Annotated in this window: 13 protein-coding genes and 1 pseudogene; 5 read left to right on the plus strand and 9 right to left on the minus strand. The window is 71.1% G+C overall.

Annotated elements, in window-relative coordinates; all coding sequences use genetic code 11:
• Window positions 1-81: 81 nt before the first annotated feature.
• Both ACWGKJ_RS07345 and ACWGKJ_RS07350 read left to right on the plus strand, forming a co-directional pair.
• A complete protein-coding gene (locus ACWGKJ_RS07345; protein WP_385021235.1) occupies window positions 82-504 on the plus strand; it encodes a helix-turn-helix transcriptional regulator in 423 nt (140 codons plus the stop codon).
• A gap of 39 nt (window positions 505-543) precedes the next feature.
• Entirely contained in the window at window positions 544-954 is a 411-nt protein-coding gene (locus ACWGKJ_RS07350) for a VOC family protein (RefSeq protein WP_385021232.1), read from the plus strand.
• Between the two features lie 101 nt (window positions 955-1,055).
• On the opposite strand, the gene ACWGKJ_RS07355 is transcribed toward ACWGKJ_RS07350, so the two are convergent.
• On the minus strand, window positions 1,056-2,621 hold the full coding sequence (locus tag ACWGKJ_RS07355; RefSeq protein ID WP_385021229.1) for a glycosyltransferase family 39 protein: 1,566 nt from the start codon (window positions 2,619-2,621) through the stop codon (window positions 1,056-1,058).
• On the minus strand, window positions 2,605-3,321 hold the full coding sequence (locus ACWGKJ_RS07360; protein WP_385021227.1) for a TetR/AcrR family transcriptional regulator: 717 nt from the start codon (window positions 3,319-3,321) through the stop codon (window positions 2,605-2,607). Before ACWGKJ_RS07360 ends, ACWGKJ_RS07355 begins: the two co-directional genes overlap by 17 nt.
• A gap of 215 nt (window positions 3,322-3,536) precedes the next feature.
• On the opposite strand from ACWGKJ_RS07360, the gene ACWGKJ_RS07365 reads away from it, so the two are divergent.
• Complete coding sequence (locus ACWGKJ_RS07365) at window positions 3,537-4,433, plus strand: LysR family transcriptional regulator (RefSeq protein WP_385021224.1); 897 nt, start codon at window positions 3,537-3,539, stop codon at window positions 4,431-4,433.
• 68 nt (window positions 4,434-4,501) lie between these two features.
• Here ACWGKJ_RS07365 and ACWGKJ_RS07370 read toward each other — a convergent pair whose 3' ends face one another.
• Window positions 4,502-5,308, minus strand: coding sequence for an SDR family oxidoreductase (locus tag ACWGKJ_RS07370; RefSeq protein ID WP_385021221.1), 807 nt, complete (start codon window positions 5,306-5,308; stop codon window positions 4,502-4,504).
• 303 nt (window positions 5,309-5,611) lie between these two features.
• A complete protein-coding gene (locus ACWGKJ_RS07375; protein WP_385021218.1) occupies window positions 5,612-6,607 on the minus strand; it encodes an aldo/keto reductase in 996 nt (331 codons plus the stop codon).
• Between the two features lie 194 nt (window positions 6,608-6,801).
• On the opposite strand from ACWGKJ_RS07375, the gene ACWGKJ_RS07380 reads away from it, so the two are divergent.
• Window positions 6,802-7,662: a helix-turn-helix transcriptional regulator gene (locus ACWGKJ_RS07380; protein WP_385021215.1), complete on the plus strand. Its 861-nt coding sequence runs from the start codon at window positions 6,802-6,804 to the stop codon at window positions 7,660-7,662.
• A gap of 18 nt (window positions 7,663-7,680) precedes the next feature.
• Here ACWGKJ_RS07380 and ACWGKJ_RS07385 read toward each other — a convergent pair whose 3' ends face one another.
• The 3 genes and pseudogenes from ACWGKJ_RS07385 to ACWGKJ_RS07395 all read right to left on the minus strand — a co-directional run bounded on the left by ACWGKJ_RS07385 (window position 7,681) and on the right by ACWGKJ_RS07395 (window position 10,269).
• Window positions 7,681-8,634 (minus strand): SDR family NAD(P)-dependent oxidoreductase, encoded by a 954-nt coding sequence (locus tag ACWGKJ_RS07385; protein ID WP_385021212.1) that lies wholly within the window; start codon window positions 8,632-8,634, stop codon window positions 7,681-7,683.
• A 232-nt stretch (window positions 8,635-8,866) separates the two neighbouring features.
• Window positions 8,867-9,298, minus strand: coding sequence for a VOC family protein (locus tag ACWGKJ_RS07390; protein ID WP_385021209.1), 432 nt, complete (start codon window positions 9,296-9,298; stop codon window positions 8,867-8,869).
• 302 nt (window positions 9,299-9,600) lie between these two features.
• Window positions 9,601-10,269 (minus strand): annotated as a pseudogene (locus ACWGKJ_RS07395) (methyltransferase domain-containing protein).
• 474 nt (window positions 10,270-10,743) lie between these two features.
• Here ACWGKJ_RS07395 and ACWGKJ_RS07400 point away from each other — a divergent pair.
• Window positions 10,744-11,640 carry a hypothetical protein gene (locus ACWGKJ_RS07400; RefSeq protein ID WP_385021206.1) on the plus strand — a complete coding sequence of 299 codons (897 nt, stop codon included), beginning with the start codon at window positions 10,744-10,746 and terminating at the stop codon, window positions 11,638-11,640.
• Between the two features lie 31 nt (window positions 11,641-11,671).
• Here ACWGKJ_RS07400 and ACWGKJ_RS07405 read toward each other — a convergent pair whose 3' ends face one another.
• Both ACWGKJ_RS07405 and ACWGKJ_RS07410 read right to left on the minus strand, forming a co-directional pair.
• Window positions 11,672-12,316 carry a response regulator transcription factor gene (locus tag ACWGKJ_RS07405; protein ID WP_385021357.1) on the minus strand — a complete coding sequence of 215 codons (645 nt, stop codon included), beginning with the start codon at window positions 12,314-12,316 and terminating at the stop codon, window positions 11,672-11,674.
• 89 nt (window positions 12,317-12,405) lie between these two features.
• On the minus strand, window positions 12,406-13,734 hold the full coding sequence (locus tag ACWGKJ_RS07410) for a sensor histidine kinase (RefSeq protein WP_385021203.1): 1,329 nt from the start codon (window positions 13,732-13,734) through the stop codon (window positions 12,406-12,408).
• Between the last annotated feature and the right edge of the window lie 612 nt (window positions 13,735-14,346).

Below are 14,346 nucleotides of genomic sequence, written 5' to 3' on the forward strand. Positions count from 1 at the left end.
CGTCCCCACCGCCGGGCCGGCTGCGGGTTTCCAGGCCGGTGGAGCACCAGGACCGGTAACAGGATCGGTAATCTGGGACCCATGAAACCGCGCGATCTTGAGAACCTCGTGCATCTGCGCCGGGCCCGGGATCTGATCGACAGGGAGTACGCGCGTCCGCTCGACGTGCCGACCCTGGCGCGGCACGCGCTCATGTCGCCCGGACACTTCTCGCGGCAGTTCCGCGCCGTCTACGGCGAGACTCCGTACAGCTATCTCATGACCCGCCGTATCGAGCGGGCGATGGCCCTGCTGCGCGGTGGCACACGGGTCACCGACGCGTGCATGGAGGTCGGCTGTACGTCGCTCGGCTCGTTCAGCTCGCGCTTCAGCGAACTCGTGGGGGAGTCGCCCACCGCGTACCGGGCCCGGGAGCACGGCGCCGTCACGGCGATGCCCGCGTGCATCGCGAAGGTCCGAACCCGGCCGACCAGGGGTTTCCCGGCCCGTCCGGACGGAGATTGACCGGCCCGTCCGGACGGGACAGCCCTTAGCTTGGTCCGCATGACCATCGCTCTCCAGTACTGCCACATCACCGTCAACGACGTCGACGAGGCCCTCGCCTTCTACCGCGACGCGCTCGGCCTCGAATCGCGCAACGACGTCGCATCGGGCGGATTCCGCTGGGTCACCCTGGGCAGCGCGTCCCAGCCGGGCCTGGAAATCGTGCTGTCGGAACCGCACGCAGGACGGTCCCAGGCCGACGGGGACGCCCTCCAGGAACTGCTCACCAAGGGCGTCCTGCCGAACATCGTCTTCTGCTCCGACGATCTCGACGCGACGTTCGAGACGGTGCTGGCGTCCGGCGCCGAGGTGCTCCAGGAGCCCATCGACCAGCCCTGGGGCCCGCGCGACTGCGCGTTCCGGGATCCCTCGGGGAACGTGGTGCGGATCTCCCAGGCCCCGAAGGCGTAACCCCGGGCGCGTCGCGGGGCGGCCGCCTCAGCTGTCGTGAACGGGCCGTGGGGCGGTGCGGCCTCAGCTGTAGTGGACGGGGCCGTGGGGGCGGTGCGGCCTCAGCTGTAGTGGACGAGGGAGGGCCAGAGCCGGTCCCAGCTGCCGCGCGGCTGCCGGCAGACGTAGATCGCCGCGTGGAACTGCGTCTCCTGGTCCTTCACTCCTCCCATCCGGACCGGAGCGACCTCCGTGACCCGGGCCCATGCCCGGTGCAGTGCGGCGGGGCTGAACTCGCCCACGCAGAGCGCGACATCCGGCCGTCCGGACGGCGGACCCCAGAGCGCGTACTGGTTCTGTCCGTTCACCACCAGCTGCCGCAGGCCCTGGGCCGGACCCAGGATCGTCAGCGCGCCCGCCTCGCCGTAGTTACTGGTGAAGATGGGTGTTCCGGGCGGTAGTGTGGCGGCGGCCCGCCGTACCTGTGTGACGAACCCCGGCCAGCCGTACGTCTCGATGACCGTCGGATTCACCCGCTGCACCACACCGGACGCATGCACCGGCAGGACCGGCAGCCCGATCACGAGCGCCAGCAGCGCCGAGACCCCCAGCGTCACCGGCCGCCCCACCCGGCCCACCCATTCCACCCGGCCCACCCGGCCCACCCGACCTACCCATCCCACGCGACCCACCCGGCCCCGGGACCGCTCCGCCGCTTCGACCCGTACCGCGCCCGCCGCGAACAGCCCGGCCAGTGCGGGCGCCGGGTAGTACGCCTTGCCGCCGCTCGCGGTGAACACCACGACCGACACCGCCGCGACGACCAGCACCCACCGGTGGGCGCGCCCGGCCGGGGACGCCAGCCACCGCACGCCCAGCACCCAGAGCGCGACCAGCAGAGGGCCCGCCAACAACAGAGCGAGCACCGGGACTTGCTCAAGCGAGCCGAGCGGCCCGCCCTCCCCGGCGGCGAGCACCCGGGCCATCCGCAGGTTCGGCCAGCCGTGCAGGGCGTCCCAGACCACGTTCGGCGCGGCGAGTGCGAGCGTCACGACGGCGGCGAGCCAGGGCCCGGTGGTACGCAGCGCCTCGCGCCGCAGCAGCACCAGACCGACGACGACCCCGGCCAGCAGAACGGCCACGGTGTCCTTGTTCTCCAGGCCGACGCCCGCCGTCACCCCGGCGGCCAGCCAGGAACCGGCGGTACGCAGCCGCAGCGCGCGGGCGACCAGCACCAGCAGTGCCGTCCATACGACCTGGTCCACCACCGTCGTACCGAACAGCAGCGAAGCGGCCACGAAGGCCGGGCAGGACGCGATCGCGGCGGCCGTGAGGGTCTGGGCGCGGCGGCCACCGCCGAACTCGGCGGCGAGCAGGGCCGCGAGCACGACACACCCGGTCTGCGCGGCCACCGCCAGGACCCGCAGCGGCAGCACACCACCGGGCAGTTCGGCGGCGAACCGGGCCAGCAACGGGGTCAGCGGCGGCTGGTCGGCGTAACCCCATGCCGGATGGCGGCCGCACAGGACGAAGTAGAACTCGTCACGGTGCCAGCCGTACCGGGTGGCGACCGCCAGGTGTACGACCGCCACGGCCGTGGCGACCAGCAGCACCGGGCGCCACGCCATCGCCGCGCGGCCGGGGTCGGAGTGTGTACTCGGTAAGGCGCGTTCAGCGGTGTCTGCCATGGCTTGCCTCCACAGGGGGGAACGCGGCCACCAGCAGTTGGTGCACGGTGCGACGGCAGCCTTCGTCGGTCAGCATCCGGGAGTCCGGGTCGTGGTGCCGGTGCATGGCGAACCAGGCGACCGTCTCCACGACGAACCGGGCGGCTGCCGGCACATCGGGGACCGGGCACAGCACTCCGGCCGTGATCCGGGCGTTCAGATACGCACAGAGCCGGCCGACGATCGCGCGCCGCCGCTCCACGAAGTACCACTGGGCCAGCTCGGGCAGCTGCTCGGCGCAGCTCTCGACCAGTTGCAGCACCAGGCGGTTCTGCTCGACGAACGCGTACAACTCGTCCACCACGGAGCCCAGTTCCGCGGTGGCCGGCAGTCCGGGCGGACCGGCCGACACCCTGGCCAGCAGCGGCAGCGCGGCCCGGTCGCCCGCCCAGGACTCGGCCAGCGCGATGACCTCCTTGGCCTCCGGTGTGGGCACCGGCACAGCGAGACCGGCGACCTCGTCCGGCCGCAGCACCCGCACGAGTGCCAGGTGGAGCAGGGCCTGCTTGCTCTTCGCGTAGGTGTAGACGGCGCCATGGCTCAGCCCGAGCGCGTCCGCGACATCGGAGATACCGGCGGACCGGAACCCCCGCGTCAGGAACACCCGCACCGCCGCGTCGGCGATCTCCTCCAGGGGCCGCATCGGCATCCGTCCACGCATGCGGTCACATTAGACTGACTGAGTCAGTCACTCAAGAGCCGATGCTGAACCCGGACCCGGGCCTGTATCCGGATCCGGGCCTACCGGACCTGGGCCTGTACCTGCACCTGCACCTGGGCCCGGAGTAAATCCGCGGCCGCCCTTGTTCGTACTCTCGTCGCGACGCGTGCGGCACGGTGGGCCACGGTCCACCGCGGCGATGAGAGCGGGAGCCGATGAGCCTTCGTCAGTACGAGTACGCCCTGGCCGTCGCCGAGGAGGGCTCGGTGACAGCGGCGGCGGAACTGCTGCATGTCGCCCAGCCGTCCATGTCCCAGCAGATCCGCGGCCTGGAGCGGGAACTCGGTGTGAAGCTCTTCGCCCGCACGCCGACCGGGCTGGTGCCCACCATGGTCGGCCGGGCGTTCCTGCGGGAGGCGGAGGTCGCGGTGAACGCGTCGCGGCGGGCGAGGGCGACCGCGCGGGCCGGCGCGGACGATGTCGCGGGCGAGCTGGTGGTCGCGGTTCAGATGGGCTTCGGTACACGGCAGTTGCCCGGCGCGCTGGGTGCGCTGCGCCGCCGCTTCCCGCAGCTGGAGGTCACCGTCTTCGAGGAGCCGAGCTCAGCCGAGCTGGACCGGCTCTGCCGCCGGGGTGTGCTGGACCTCGCCCTGATGGCGGCATGCGACCAGAGCCCCGCCGACGCCCACCACCTCGGCGACGAGGAGTTCGCCGTGGTGCTGGGCGCCGGGCACCGGCAACTCGCCGCGGACCGGGTCGAGCTGAGCGAGCTGGCGGGGGAGCCATGGGTGAGGTTCGACCGTGACAGCGCGCTCGACGGTGTGCTCCTGAACGTGCTGCGGGAGAACGACCTGACCCCGGTCACGGCCGCCCGCGTGTCCCAGACGGCGACAGCGGTGCGCTGGGCCGCCCACGGGCTGGGGGTCACGCTCGTCCCGGCCTCCACGGTGCCGCACGGCCACGAGCACCTCGTACGCCCGGTGTCCCCCGCCGTGTCCCAGCCCGTCATCGCCGTACTGCGGCAGGGTGCGGGCCCGGCGGAGACGGCGCTGCTTGAACTGCTGCGCCAGGAGAGCTGGTCCAGGCCCGCCGCTGAATTCGTTCTTCCGTAGCCGGATTCTTCCGTAACCGGATTCCACGAAAGCGACTTTTCTTGATTGCTTGAGTTACCCTCGTTGAGTTACCCCCGTGGGAATTCTCCGCCGTCCACGATGATATTGCTCCCGGTCAGCCAGCTCGCCCGCCCGGACACCAGGAAAAGTACCGCGTTGGCGATGTCGTCGGGCTGCCCTTCGCGCCCCAGCGGCGGCATGTCGTCGGCGTTGGTCAGGGCCGGCGCCCCGCCCATGCGTACGGTGACTTCCGCCCACTGCTCCCGGGTCGCCACGCCGCCGGGGGTGGCGGTTCTGCCCGGGGACACGGTGTTGACCCGGATGCCGGACGGGGCCAGCTCCGATGCCAGCCCCTGGCTGTAGGTCTCCAGGGCCGCCTTCGCCGCCACGTAGTGCAGGAACGATCCGACCGGGGTGAGGACCGCGGCCGACGAGATATGGACGATCGTCCCGGAGCGCCGTTCCCGCATGCCCGGTGCCAGCAGCGCGTCCAGCCGTACCGACGCCAGGAAGTTCAGGTCCAGCGCGTCCTGCCACTCCTCGTCCGAGATGGCCGCGACGCCCTCGCGCGGCGCCGCCCCGCCCGCGTTGTGGACCAGGATGTCCACCCCGCCGAGCCGCTCCTGCGCCGCTGCGGCGATCGCCTCGGCCCCGGCCCGTGTCCGTACATCGGCCGCCACGAAGCCGGCCCCCTCCGGCACCGTGCTCGTCGCCGACCTGGCGGTCGTGAGCACCTCGGCGCCCGCGTCCAGGAGCTGGCGCACGACGGCCGCCCCGATCCCACGGGAGCCGCCGGTGACCAGGGCCCGCTTTCCCGCGAGTTCCAGGTTTCCCGGGAAATCCCGCTTTCCTGATGTCTCTCCGACTGTGGTCATGCCACCGGTCCTCTCCATGGCGTATGTATCCGCTCGACGGAAAAAGTTTCGATGTGCGCGGAGCGCGAATTCTGGGGAAGAGTTCCGGAGAAATCGCGGTGGCGTCCCATCGATGTGTTCGACGGTACGTCCGCGAAAGAGCCAGGGGCAAAGACGTAAGAACAGCGGGTGCTATAGGGGTTGCCTATATGGGCTTCCTGAAGGGATTCCTATAAGGGGTGCCCATGAGGGATTCTGTTTCTTGAGTGGATGTCTCTTGGGGAGTTTCTACGGGCCGGTGCCGTATGCCCGACCGGACGGCTCTCAGTTCCCCACGCCGAGGCCGGACATGAGCGGGGACGGGTACCGGTCCCCGCGCGCCGCGCCCGCCGGTACCGCCTTCTCGATCTCGGCGAGGTCGTCGGCGGTGAGGTCGACCGCCAACGCCGGCAGTGCCTCGGACAGCCGCTCGCGGGTGCGGGCGCCGACCAGCGGCACGATGTCCCGGCCCTGCGCGGCCACCCAGGCGATGGCGAGCTGGGCGACGGTGCATCCCTTCGCCCCGGCCACCCGGCGCAGCGCCTCCACGAGGGCGAGGTTGTGTTCCACGTTCCCGTCGGCGAACCGCGGGCTGGAGCCGCGGCTGTCGCCGGGACCCGCGGTGTGACCGGCCGACCAGTGCCCGGAGATGAGGCCACGGCCGAGCACCCCGTACGCGGTCAGGCCGATGCCGAGTTCCCGGAGCGTGGGCAGGACCTCCGCCTCCACGGCGCGGGAGATCAGCGAGTACTCGATCTGCAGGTCGGCGACCGGGTGCACGGCGTGGGCCCGGCGGACCGTCGCCGCGTCGACCTCCGAGAGGCCGAGGTGCCGTACGTACCCGGCGTCGATCATCTCCTTGACCGCGCCCACCGTCTCCTCGATCGGGACCGCCGGGTCCAGCCGGGCCGGACGGTAGATGTCGACGTGGTCGGTGCCGAGCCGGTTGAGCGAGTAGGCCAGGAAGTTCTTCACCGCTTCGGGCCGGCCGTCCACACCGACGAACCCGGAGTCGGGGCCGCGCAGCACACCGAACTTGACGCTCAGCTGGTAGCTGTCCCGGTCCCGTCCGCGCAGCGCCTCGGCGAGCAGCAGTTCGTTGTGGCCCATGGCGTAGAAGTCGCCGGTGTCGATCAGCGTGACACCGGCCTCCAGCGCGGCGTGCACGGTGGCGATGCTCTCCGTACGGTCGGCCTCTCCGTAGGCGCCCGACATCCCCATCGCGCCCAGGCCCAGCGCGGAGACGGCGGGACCGGTACTGCCCAGTGTCCGTGTCTGCATCACGTTCTCTTCCGTCCGTCGTGTTCATTACTTTTGCGGTGTTCGTAGCATTCATGGCATTCGGAGCCTTCGTGGCCTTCGCCATGGATCTTCTCCCCACCTTGCGCCTGTGCGGCGCCGTACGGCAGCGGAGTGTTCATCATGGGAGCGCCACTCCCTGGATCGGCCCGCCCGCCGCGGGCGACGATGGAGCCATGCAACGGGACCAGCTCGCCGACTTCCTGCGCCGCCGCCGTGAGGCGATCCGCCCCTCCGACGTCGGTATCTCCGACGGTCCCCGCCGCCGTACCACCGGTCTGCGCCGGGAGGAGGTGGCCATGCTCGCCGGTATGTCGGTGGACTACGTGGTCCGTCTTGAGCAGGGCCGCAGCAGTCAGCCCTCGCCCCAGCTGCTCGGTGCGCTGTCCCGGGCGCTGCGGCTGTCCGACGACGAGCGCGGCCATCTCTTCCACCTGGCCGGCCACCGGCCACCGCCCGTCGACGCGGTGGCCAGGCTGGCCCGCGCCGGCCTGGTGCGGATGCTCGACCTGCTCGGCGACACCCCGGCCGTGGTCCTCTCTGACCTGGGCGAGGCACTCGCCCAGAACCGGGCCTCCGTCCTGCTGGCGGGCGACCACACCGGCCTCTCGGGCGACCGGCGCTACGTCGTGTACCGCTGGTTCACCGACCCCGCTTCCCGCGACGGCCGACCGGTCGCCGAGCAGGAGGAACACGCCCGTCAGCTCGTGGCCGACCTGCGCGCGACCGCCGGCCGGCGGGCCGGTGACCCTGTGGTCACCGGACTCGTCGACCGGCTGCGAGCGGCGAGCGGCGACTTCCGCAGGCTCTGGGCCGAGCACCAGGTGGCGGTCAGGCGCGCCGACCGCAAGACCCTGCTGCACCCACGGGTGGGCAGCCTGCTGATGGACTGCGAAACCCTGGTCACACCCGACCAGGGGCAGATGCTCCTGGTCCTCACCCCGGCCGACGCCGAGACACGCGAGCGGCTGGAACTGCTGCGGGTACTCGGCACCGAGGAATTCTCCGGGGGGACGACGCACACGCCGGCGCAGTGAGACGGCCGGACCCTCCCGCTACCCCCGCAGCTGCTCGCCGGGATCGACGCCGGTCAGCCGGCAGCTGGTTTCCCACAGCCGTGCCGCGACAGCGCTGTCGGTCAGATGGCTCCACACCGCTTCCCGCCGGGGTGCGCCCCGCAGGCCGAAGACGCGTGGCCCCCACAACTCCCCACCGTGGACGGCCGGATCGAGTACCGCCCGCACCGCCGGCCAGGCCCCGGCGTGCTTGCCCTGGACGAGAAGACCCACGGGCGCCGCGCCGAGCCGGGCGCCGAGACTCCGCGTATGGACCGGCGGGCGGGGCGGGGTGAGGGAGTCCAGCGCACCGCCGGGATGGACCACCACGCTCTCGACCGGGCTGTCGGCGGCGCGCAGACGGCGGTCCAGTTCGAGCCCGAAATACATCTGGGCCAGCTTGGACCGCCCGTATGTGCGCTTGGCCCGGTAGTCCCGGCGTGACTGGAGGTCGTCCAGGTCCAGCCGTTCCGACTTCGCCGCGAAACTGCCGACGGTCACGACCCGCGCCGCAGGGGCGGCCGACAGCAGCGGCATCAGCAGCCCGGTCAGCGCGAAATGCCCGAGGTGGTTCGTGCCGAACATCAGCTCATGCCCGTCCCCGGTCTCCTGGCGGGGCGGGTCGTCCAGCGCGACACCGGCATTGTGGACCACGGCGTCGAGAGCACGTACGCCCAAGGATTCCGTCACCGCCCCGAGCGACGCCGGGTCCGCGAGATCCATCCGTACGGCCCGCACCTCCGCACCACGCACCCGCGAGCGGATCGAGGCAAGGGCGGCTTCGGCGCGCGCGGGATCCCGGCAGCCCAGCACGACGGTGGCCCCGGTCGCGGAGAGCTGCTCCGCGATGAAGTACCCGATCCCCGCGTTGCCCCCGGTGACCAGGAAGACACGCCCCTCGGCACGCGGCAGTCGGTGAACATCCCAGGGCGGGGCGGAGGACATCGGCGGCATGGGGGCAGGCTCCTTCGACCGGAAACGGCATGACGGTGGCGGCGACCCCGGGGGGAGCGGCCTGGCACCCACCATCCCCTCGCGCACCGACACATCACCGACGGATCACCGGCCACCGCCGCTGAGCACCGACATCCCACCGACAGGGGCCGCGGCCGCGCCGCCCTGCCCTGGACACGTGTGGGCAGGGCGGGGGCCGTGACCTGCGGCGCCTTCACGGCCGGGCGGCCCTCTAGGGGCGGATGTAGGGCCGGGTCATGATCTCCATGTTGTGGCCCTCCGGATCGTCGAAGTACGCGCCGCGTCCGCCGAAGAGACGGTTGATCCGGCCGGGCTCGGTGTGGCCGGGGTCGGCGTAGTAGATGACCCCAACCGCGTCCAGACGGGCGATCATGCCGTCGAACTGCTCATCGGGAACGAGGAACGCGTAGTGCTGGGGCTGGATCGGCTCGTCACGCTTCTCGTAGTAGTCGAGCGTCACGCCGTTGCCGAGGTCGACCGGCAGGAAGGGGCCGAACGGGGCGCTGACTTCCAGACCCAGGATCGTCGCGATGAACTCGGCCGACAAGTGACGGTCACTGGCGTAGATGGCGGTGTGGTTCAACTGGACGCCGGCCGTCGCCGACGTGGGGTACGCGTCCTGCTGTTGTTGTTCGAGTGGCATCCGAGGCATGTCTCCAGGTCTTGAATCCGCTGGGTAGGACGCCGTGCGAGGGCGTCGGTACGAAAGACATGGAAGGCGGGCGGGGCTCTTGCCCGCCTCGCGCTCACGCGGAGGCCGGGCGTCCCACTCGTGAATGGCCCTTGGCCGACCCGGCAGTCATCCCAGCGACCTTAGTGCGCACCATGGGCCGGGGCAACTGTGCCTTCCGGGGGCGGTCGGGGGCGGTTCTTCCCCGATGGCCTGGTGGGGCGTCAGGCCGTGGGTCCCGGCACGAGCCCCTGGCTGCCTTCGGCGTCTCGGCCTCAGGCGGGGCGCTTGGCCATGACGACCACACCCGGCCCACTGAACTCATTTGCCGGGAGTTGAAGTTCGGCGACGGGGCGTAGTCCGGCCTGCTCGATCAAGTCGACGAACTGTTCCGGCCGCCATTTGTGCGTCGTCCAGCGGACGGCCACACCTCCGTAGGCCTCCGTGCGTACCGCGTCCTCGTCGCCGACGTGCGTTCCGGTGATGAGGTGTCCGCCCGGCTTCAGCGCCCGCGCGAACAGGGCGAGGACCTGGGGGAGGACGCTGCGCGGGAGGTTGAACAGTGACCACCACCCGAGTACGCCGCCGAGGGACGCCTCTTCGAGGCTCAGCTCGGTGGCGGAGGAGACGCTGAAGCGGCAGTGCGGATACCGACGCCGGGCGTTTTCGATCATGCCGGGCGAGAGGTCGACTCCGGACACGTCGAGACCGCGTTCGGCGAGGTAGGCGGTCACCGTTCCAGGCCCTCAGCCGACGTCGAGGACGGGCCCGAGTCCGCTCACGGTGTCGGCGAAGATGTCGATCGATGCCTTGAGCCAGGGATGGCGACGGATGTCGCCCATTCCCGTCGCCGCGACCATCTCGGCGTAGTTGTCGGCCACCCGGTCGTAGGACGCACGGACCACGTCGAGATCGGCCGGTCGGTCAATTCGGTGTGCGCCCATCGGCCAACCATAGGGCGACGAGCCCGCGGGGGTAGGAGGTTCGACAACTCAATTTCCGCAGGCAAGTTGTCGCGGCGTGTCGGTCCGCGAGACGAGCGGCGTGTCGGTCCGCGAGGCGAGCGGCGTGTCGGTCCGCGAGGCGAGCGGCGTGTCGGTCCGCGAGGCGAGCAGGGCCAGGACCGGGCGGCCCGGAAGGCGAGATTCCGGCCGAAGGCTTCGTGGCCGTCGACGGTGAAGCGCCACTCCAGCAGAGCCGACCGCACCGTGCGCGGTCCGGGCGAGCGAAGTGCCGCCGTGCCGCGACGGGCTGCATCGTCTCTGCTCGGCCGGGGGTGTGGCGGGCCACACCCCAAGTGGATGGCATACCTCAGTGACGGGGTGGTCGACGGCGCGACATCGTGACCGGCATGACGAGGGGGCCGCCCGGCACATGGTTCGGGCTGCCCCGTGCCCGATCGAGCCGAAGGACCCTCCATGCACACTCATAAGGCCCTGCCGCGATCTGCGAAGGTGCCCGGTCGGGCGCCGGCCGTGCTCGTCGTGCTCGCCGTGACGCTCGGTGCCGCCTTCGTTCTCGTCCCGGGCAGGCTGGCGGCGATCGGGACGGAGGACGGGTTCTCCTCGCAGCGGAACCTCGTCGACACCCTGAGCCCGGCGTTCGTCAGGTACTGGAAGTCCGGGAACCGGAGATTTCCCCCTGACCTGGAGAGGGTTGTGGACTACTGGTTCCGCTTCCACGTGGTCAAGGGCGTCTTGGCGGCGGCCCTGCTGATCGTGTTCGTCGCCCTCGCGGTCAGGCTCTGGAAGGCGTTCTTGAGGCCCGGTGGTCCCGGAGCGTCCGGTGGTCCCGGGGCGTCCGGTGGTCCCGGGGCCGAGGGCAGGGGCCTCGCCTTGGCTGCCGTCCTCGTCAGCGTGCTCGCGCTGGTGTCGCTGGCGGCGCTGATGGCGAATGTCCAAGGCGCGATGGCACCCTTCTCCTCGGCGACCGGGCTGCTCCCGCTCGGTGCCCCCAGCGGCCGATTCGCCGGTGCGGTCGATCAGATCAAGCAGGGCCTGGCCCACTACCCGAGCACGCACGGCCAGAACGCGGCTGCCCTCAAGGTGATGGTCGACGACTTCGGCCGGTACCACGCGGTGCTCGCCGTACTGGCGTCCGCCGTGGCGGTCGCCCTGATCGGCCTGAGCGTGCTGGCGTGGCGGAGATTCGCCGCGACGGCCCGGCCGGACGGGCGGACCCGGCGCACGATGAGGTCGTTCGGCGTTCTCTCGGCCCTGCTCGCGCTGATGGTGCTCGTCATCGCAGTGGCCAACGCGGGTACCGCCGCGGAGCCGGCGCCGGCACTCCTGGGGTTCTACGAAGGCGGCCTGTGACGCCTCGCCGGGCATCGGCGGACGGGCCAGGTCAGGAGCGGAGATAGGCGAGGACGGCGAGGACTCGGCGGTGCTGAGTGCCGTCGGGCGGCAGGCCGAGCTTGGCGAAAACGTTGCCGATGTGCTTCTCCACCGCGCTGTTGGAGAGCGCCAGTTGCCGGGCGATGGCCGTGTTGGAGTGGCCCTCGGCCATCAGGCTCAGGAGCTGACGCTCCCGTACGGTCAGCGCCTCCAGTGGGGCAGCGCGGCGCTGCCCGGCCAGAAGCTGGGAGACGACCTGGGGGTCGAGTACGGTCGCCCCGCGGGCGACCCGGTCCAGGGTGTCCAGGAACTCCTCGACCCGGGCGACCCGGTCCTTCAGCAGATAACCGATCGCGCCCGACCCGTCCGCGAGCAGCTCGGCGGCGTAGGACACCTCCACGTACTGGCTGAGTACCAGGACGGGGGTGCCGGGCAGCTGCGCGCGGGCATCGATCGCCGCGCGCAGGCCCTCGTCCGTATGGGTCGGCGGCATCCGTATGTCGACGATCGATACGTCCGGGCGATGGGTGAGTACGGCCTGGACCAGGGCAGGGCCGTCACCGACGGCCGCGACCACCTGGTGGCCGTCATCGGCGAGCAGGCGGACCAGGCCTTCCCGTAGCAGTACCGCGTCATCGGCCACGACGATCCGCAGCGGACGGACGGCCGCGTGGTCCGGCGGTGCTCCACCGGCCGATTCGGGAGCCGATGCGGGAGTCGGTCCGGGAGCCGATTCGGCCGAGGTCAGAGCCATGGAAGTTCTCCGGTGATCGTCGTGGGGCCGCCGTCGGGGCTGGACGTCAGCAGCCGGCCGCCGACCGCGCGCACTCTGTCGTCCAGGCCGCGCAGGCCGTGTCCCTTGGCCATGGCCGCTCCACCGCGGCCGTCGTCCGTCACCCAGACCCGCAGGAGCCCCTGACTGTGGCGCATGCCGATCGTGCACCGCTGGGCGTGGCTGTGCTTGGCCACGTTGGTCAGGGCCTCGGCCACCACGAAATAGGCAGCCGTCTCGACTGCGGGATCGGGCCGGCGGTTCAGGGGCACGAGGTCGAGACCGGCGGGTACGACGCTGCGCTCAGCCAGTGCGGTGAGCGCCGTCGGCAGGCCCCGGTCGGAGAGTATCGGCGGGGCGATCCCGCGCGACAGGGCTCTCAACTCCTCCAACGTCTCCTGTGCTTGAACGATCGCGTCGGCGAGCGCCTCCCGGGCGGTGTCCGGTCTGCTGTCGAAGTGGCGTTGGGCGCGGCCCAGTTCAATCGCCAGTCGAATCAGCCGCTGCTGGGGGCCGTCGTGAATATCGCGTTCCAGCCGGCGCAGGGCCGCCGCCTCGGTCGTCACCGTGGCGAGGGTCTGTGCGCGGGCGGTGTCCCGTTCCTGCTCCAGCCCGCTGATCCTGCGGTGCAGCGCTGACAGGTCGGACAACAGGATCTTCCCCAGCCCGGCCTGGGCGGTGACGCACGCGCGCGTCACCAGCGGCAGGGTGGCCAGCGTCAGCAGGCCGACCGTGACGCCGAAGGCGATCCGCTGGCCGGGCGAGGTCAGCCCCAGGCTCAGTGCGACGTGGGACTGGGAACTGCCCGCATAGAGGTTCATCGGCCGCAGTGCGTCGGACGTCGCGTACGGGTTGCGTAGCGCAACCGTGACTGCGGCCAGGCCGACGAACCACCACAGCACCGTCACCACCGACGTGACCACGACGACCGGGATCACCAGCAGCGTGTGCGCCACGTCCAGCCACAGCCCCGGATCGGACGCCTGCCCCGGACGCCGGCGTGCGCCCTGTGCCTCGCCCGCCCCGAAGCGCACCACGGCGATCCGCCACCGTTCCACGTCGGCCGCCCACCGCGCCACTTCCGGAGCGACAGCCCTGACTGGTGACGACAGCGGCCCGACAGCGCTGAGACACAGGGAGCCGAGCACCAGCAACAGGCCGAACGCGGCACTGACCGGTGCGGTCAGCAGGTACGACGAGTCCAGCAGCGTACGGCGTCCCAGGCGCGTCGCGAACCGGCTGCCCGACCGCCACCGACCCGCAGACACGCCCGTGACCACGGGAGGCAACGATTCAGCCATGCGCCCAGCGTATGGCGCTGGACGGGTGTCGCGTCGTGGTCAGCGACGACTCCGCCGCAAAGAAGAGGCCATCGGGGCCCATCCACTCGTCATGACGGCCGTGGGAGAACCGGTGGCAGGTGCCGGAGAAGTTCGAGACACCGCCTTCTCCCTTGACCAGACCTTCGTGAGAGGCCCGCCCCCTCTGGTACGTCATGACCATGTCAGACTCGACGCCCGCACCACCAGCGGTGACGACGTTGCCATCGTGCAGGCCCGGAACCGGGCAATGCCGCTCCGCGAAAATGCGCCCAGCGCCCACCGGGAAGCCCCTGCGACGGCACGGTGTAGGGCTTGGAGGTCTTCTTCTTGCCGGCCGTATTCAGCAGGGCCTGCTCGCAACAACGGAGCTGGACGAGGCGCGGGAGTTCCTGGCCCCGCTTGTGCAGCGGTTACGTGAGGACGACCGTGCGCTCAGCATCTACTTGCGTCGACCCGCATGGATCTCGACGCCGCTGAGGGCAGCGGTCGCAGACAACGTGCCGAGCAGGGCGCATCCGGGACACTGGAGATGAGCGCAGTCTGCCGATCCAGAACCTGGCACGTCGCGGATCAAGAGATCGGCCGGTTCAC

This window comes from Streptomyces sp. NPDC054757, assembly GCF_053612185.1.

What these genes read in the sequence shown, in the direction of transcription:
- ACWGKJ_RS07345 (WP_385021235.1), top strand. Translation starts at nt 82, where the DNA reads ATGAAACCGCGCGATCTTGAGAACCTCGTGCATCTGCGCCGGGCCCGG.
- ACWGKJ_RS07350 (WP_385021232.1), top strand. Translation starts at nt 544, where the DNA reads ATGACCATCGCTCTCCAGTACTGCCACATCACCGTCAACGACGTCGAC.
- ACWGKJ_RS07355 (WP_385021229.1), bottom strand. Translation starts at nt 2,621, where the DNA reads ATGGCAGACACCGCTGAACGCGCCTTACCGAGTACACACTCCGACCCC.
- ACWGKJ_RS07360 (WP_385021227.1), bottom strand. Translation starts at nt 3,321, where the DNA reads ATGCGTGGACGGATGCCGATGCGGCCCCTGGAGGAGATCGCCGACGCG.
- ACWGKJ_RS07365 (WP_385021224.1), top strand. Translation starts at nt 3,537, where the DNA reads ATGAGCCTTCGTCAGTACGAGTACGCCCTGGCCGTCGCCGAGGAGGGC.
- ACWGKJ_RS07370 (WP_385021221.1), bottom strand. Translation starts at nt 5,308, where the DNA reads ATGACCACAGTCGGAGAGACATCAGGAAAGCGGGATTTCCCGGGAAAC.
- ACWGKJ_RS07375 (WP_385021218.1), bottom strand. Translation starts at nt 6,607, where the DNA reads ATGCAGACACGGACACTGGGCAGTACCGGTCCCGCCGTCTCCGCGCTG.
- ACWGKJ_RS07380 (WP_385021215.1), top strand. Translation starts at nt 6,802, where the DNA reads ATGCAACGGGACCAGCTCGCCGACTTCCTGCGCCGCCGCCGTGAGGCG.
- ACWGKJ_RS07385 (WP_385021212.1), bottom strand. Translation starts at nt 8,634, where the DNA reads ATGCCGCCGATGTCCTCCGCCCCGCCCTGGGATGTTCACCGACTGCCG.
- ACWGKJ_RS07390 (WP_385021209.1), bottom strand. Translation starts at nt 9,298, where the DNA reads ATGCCACTCGAACAACAACAGCAGGACGCGTACCCCACGTCGGCGACG.
- ACWGKJ_RS07400 (WP_385021206.1), top strand. Translation starts at nt 10,744, where the DNA reads ATGCACACTCATAAGGCCCTGCCGCGATCTGCGAAGGTGCCCGGTCGG.
- ACWGKJ_RS07410 (WP_385021203.1), bottom strand. Translation starts at nt 13,734, where the DNA reads ATGGCTGAATCGTTGCCTCCCGTGGTCACGGGCGTGTCTGCGGGTCGG.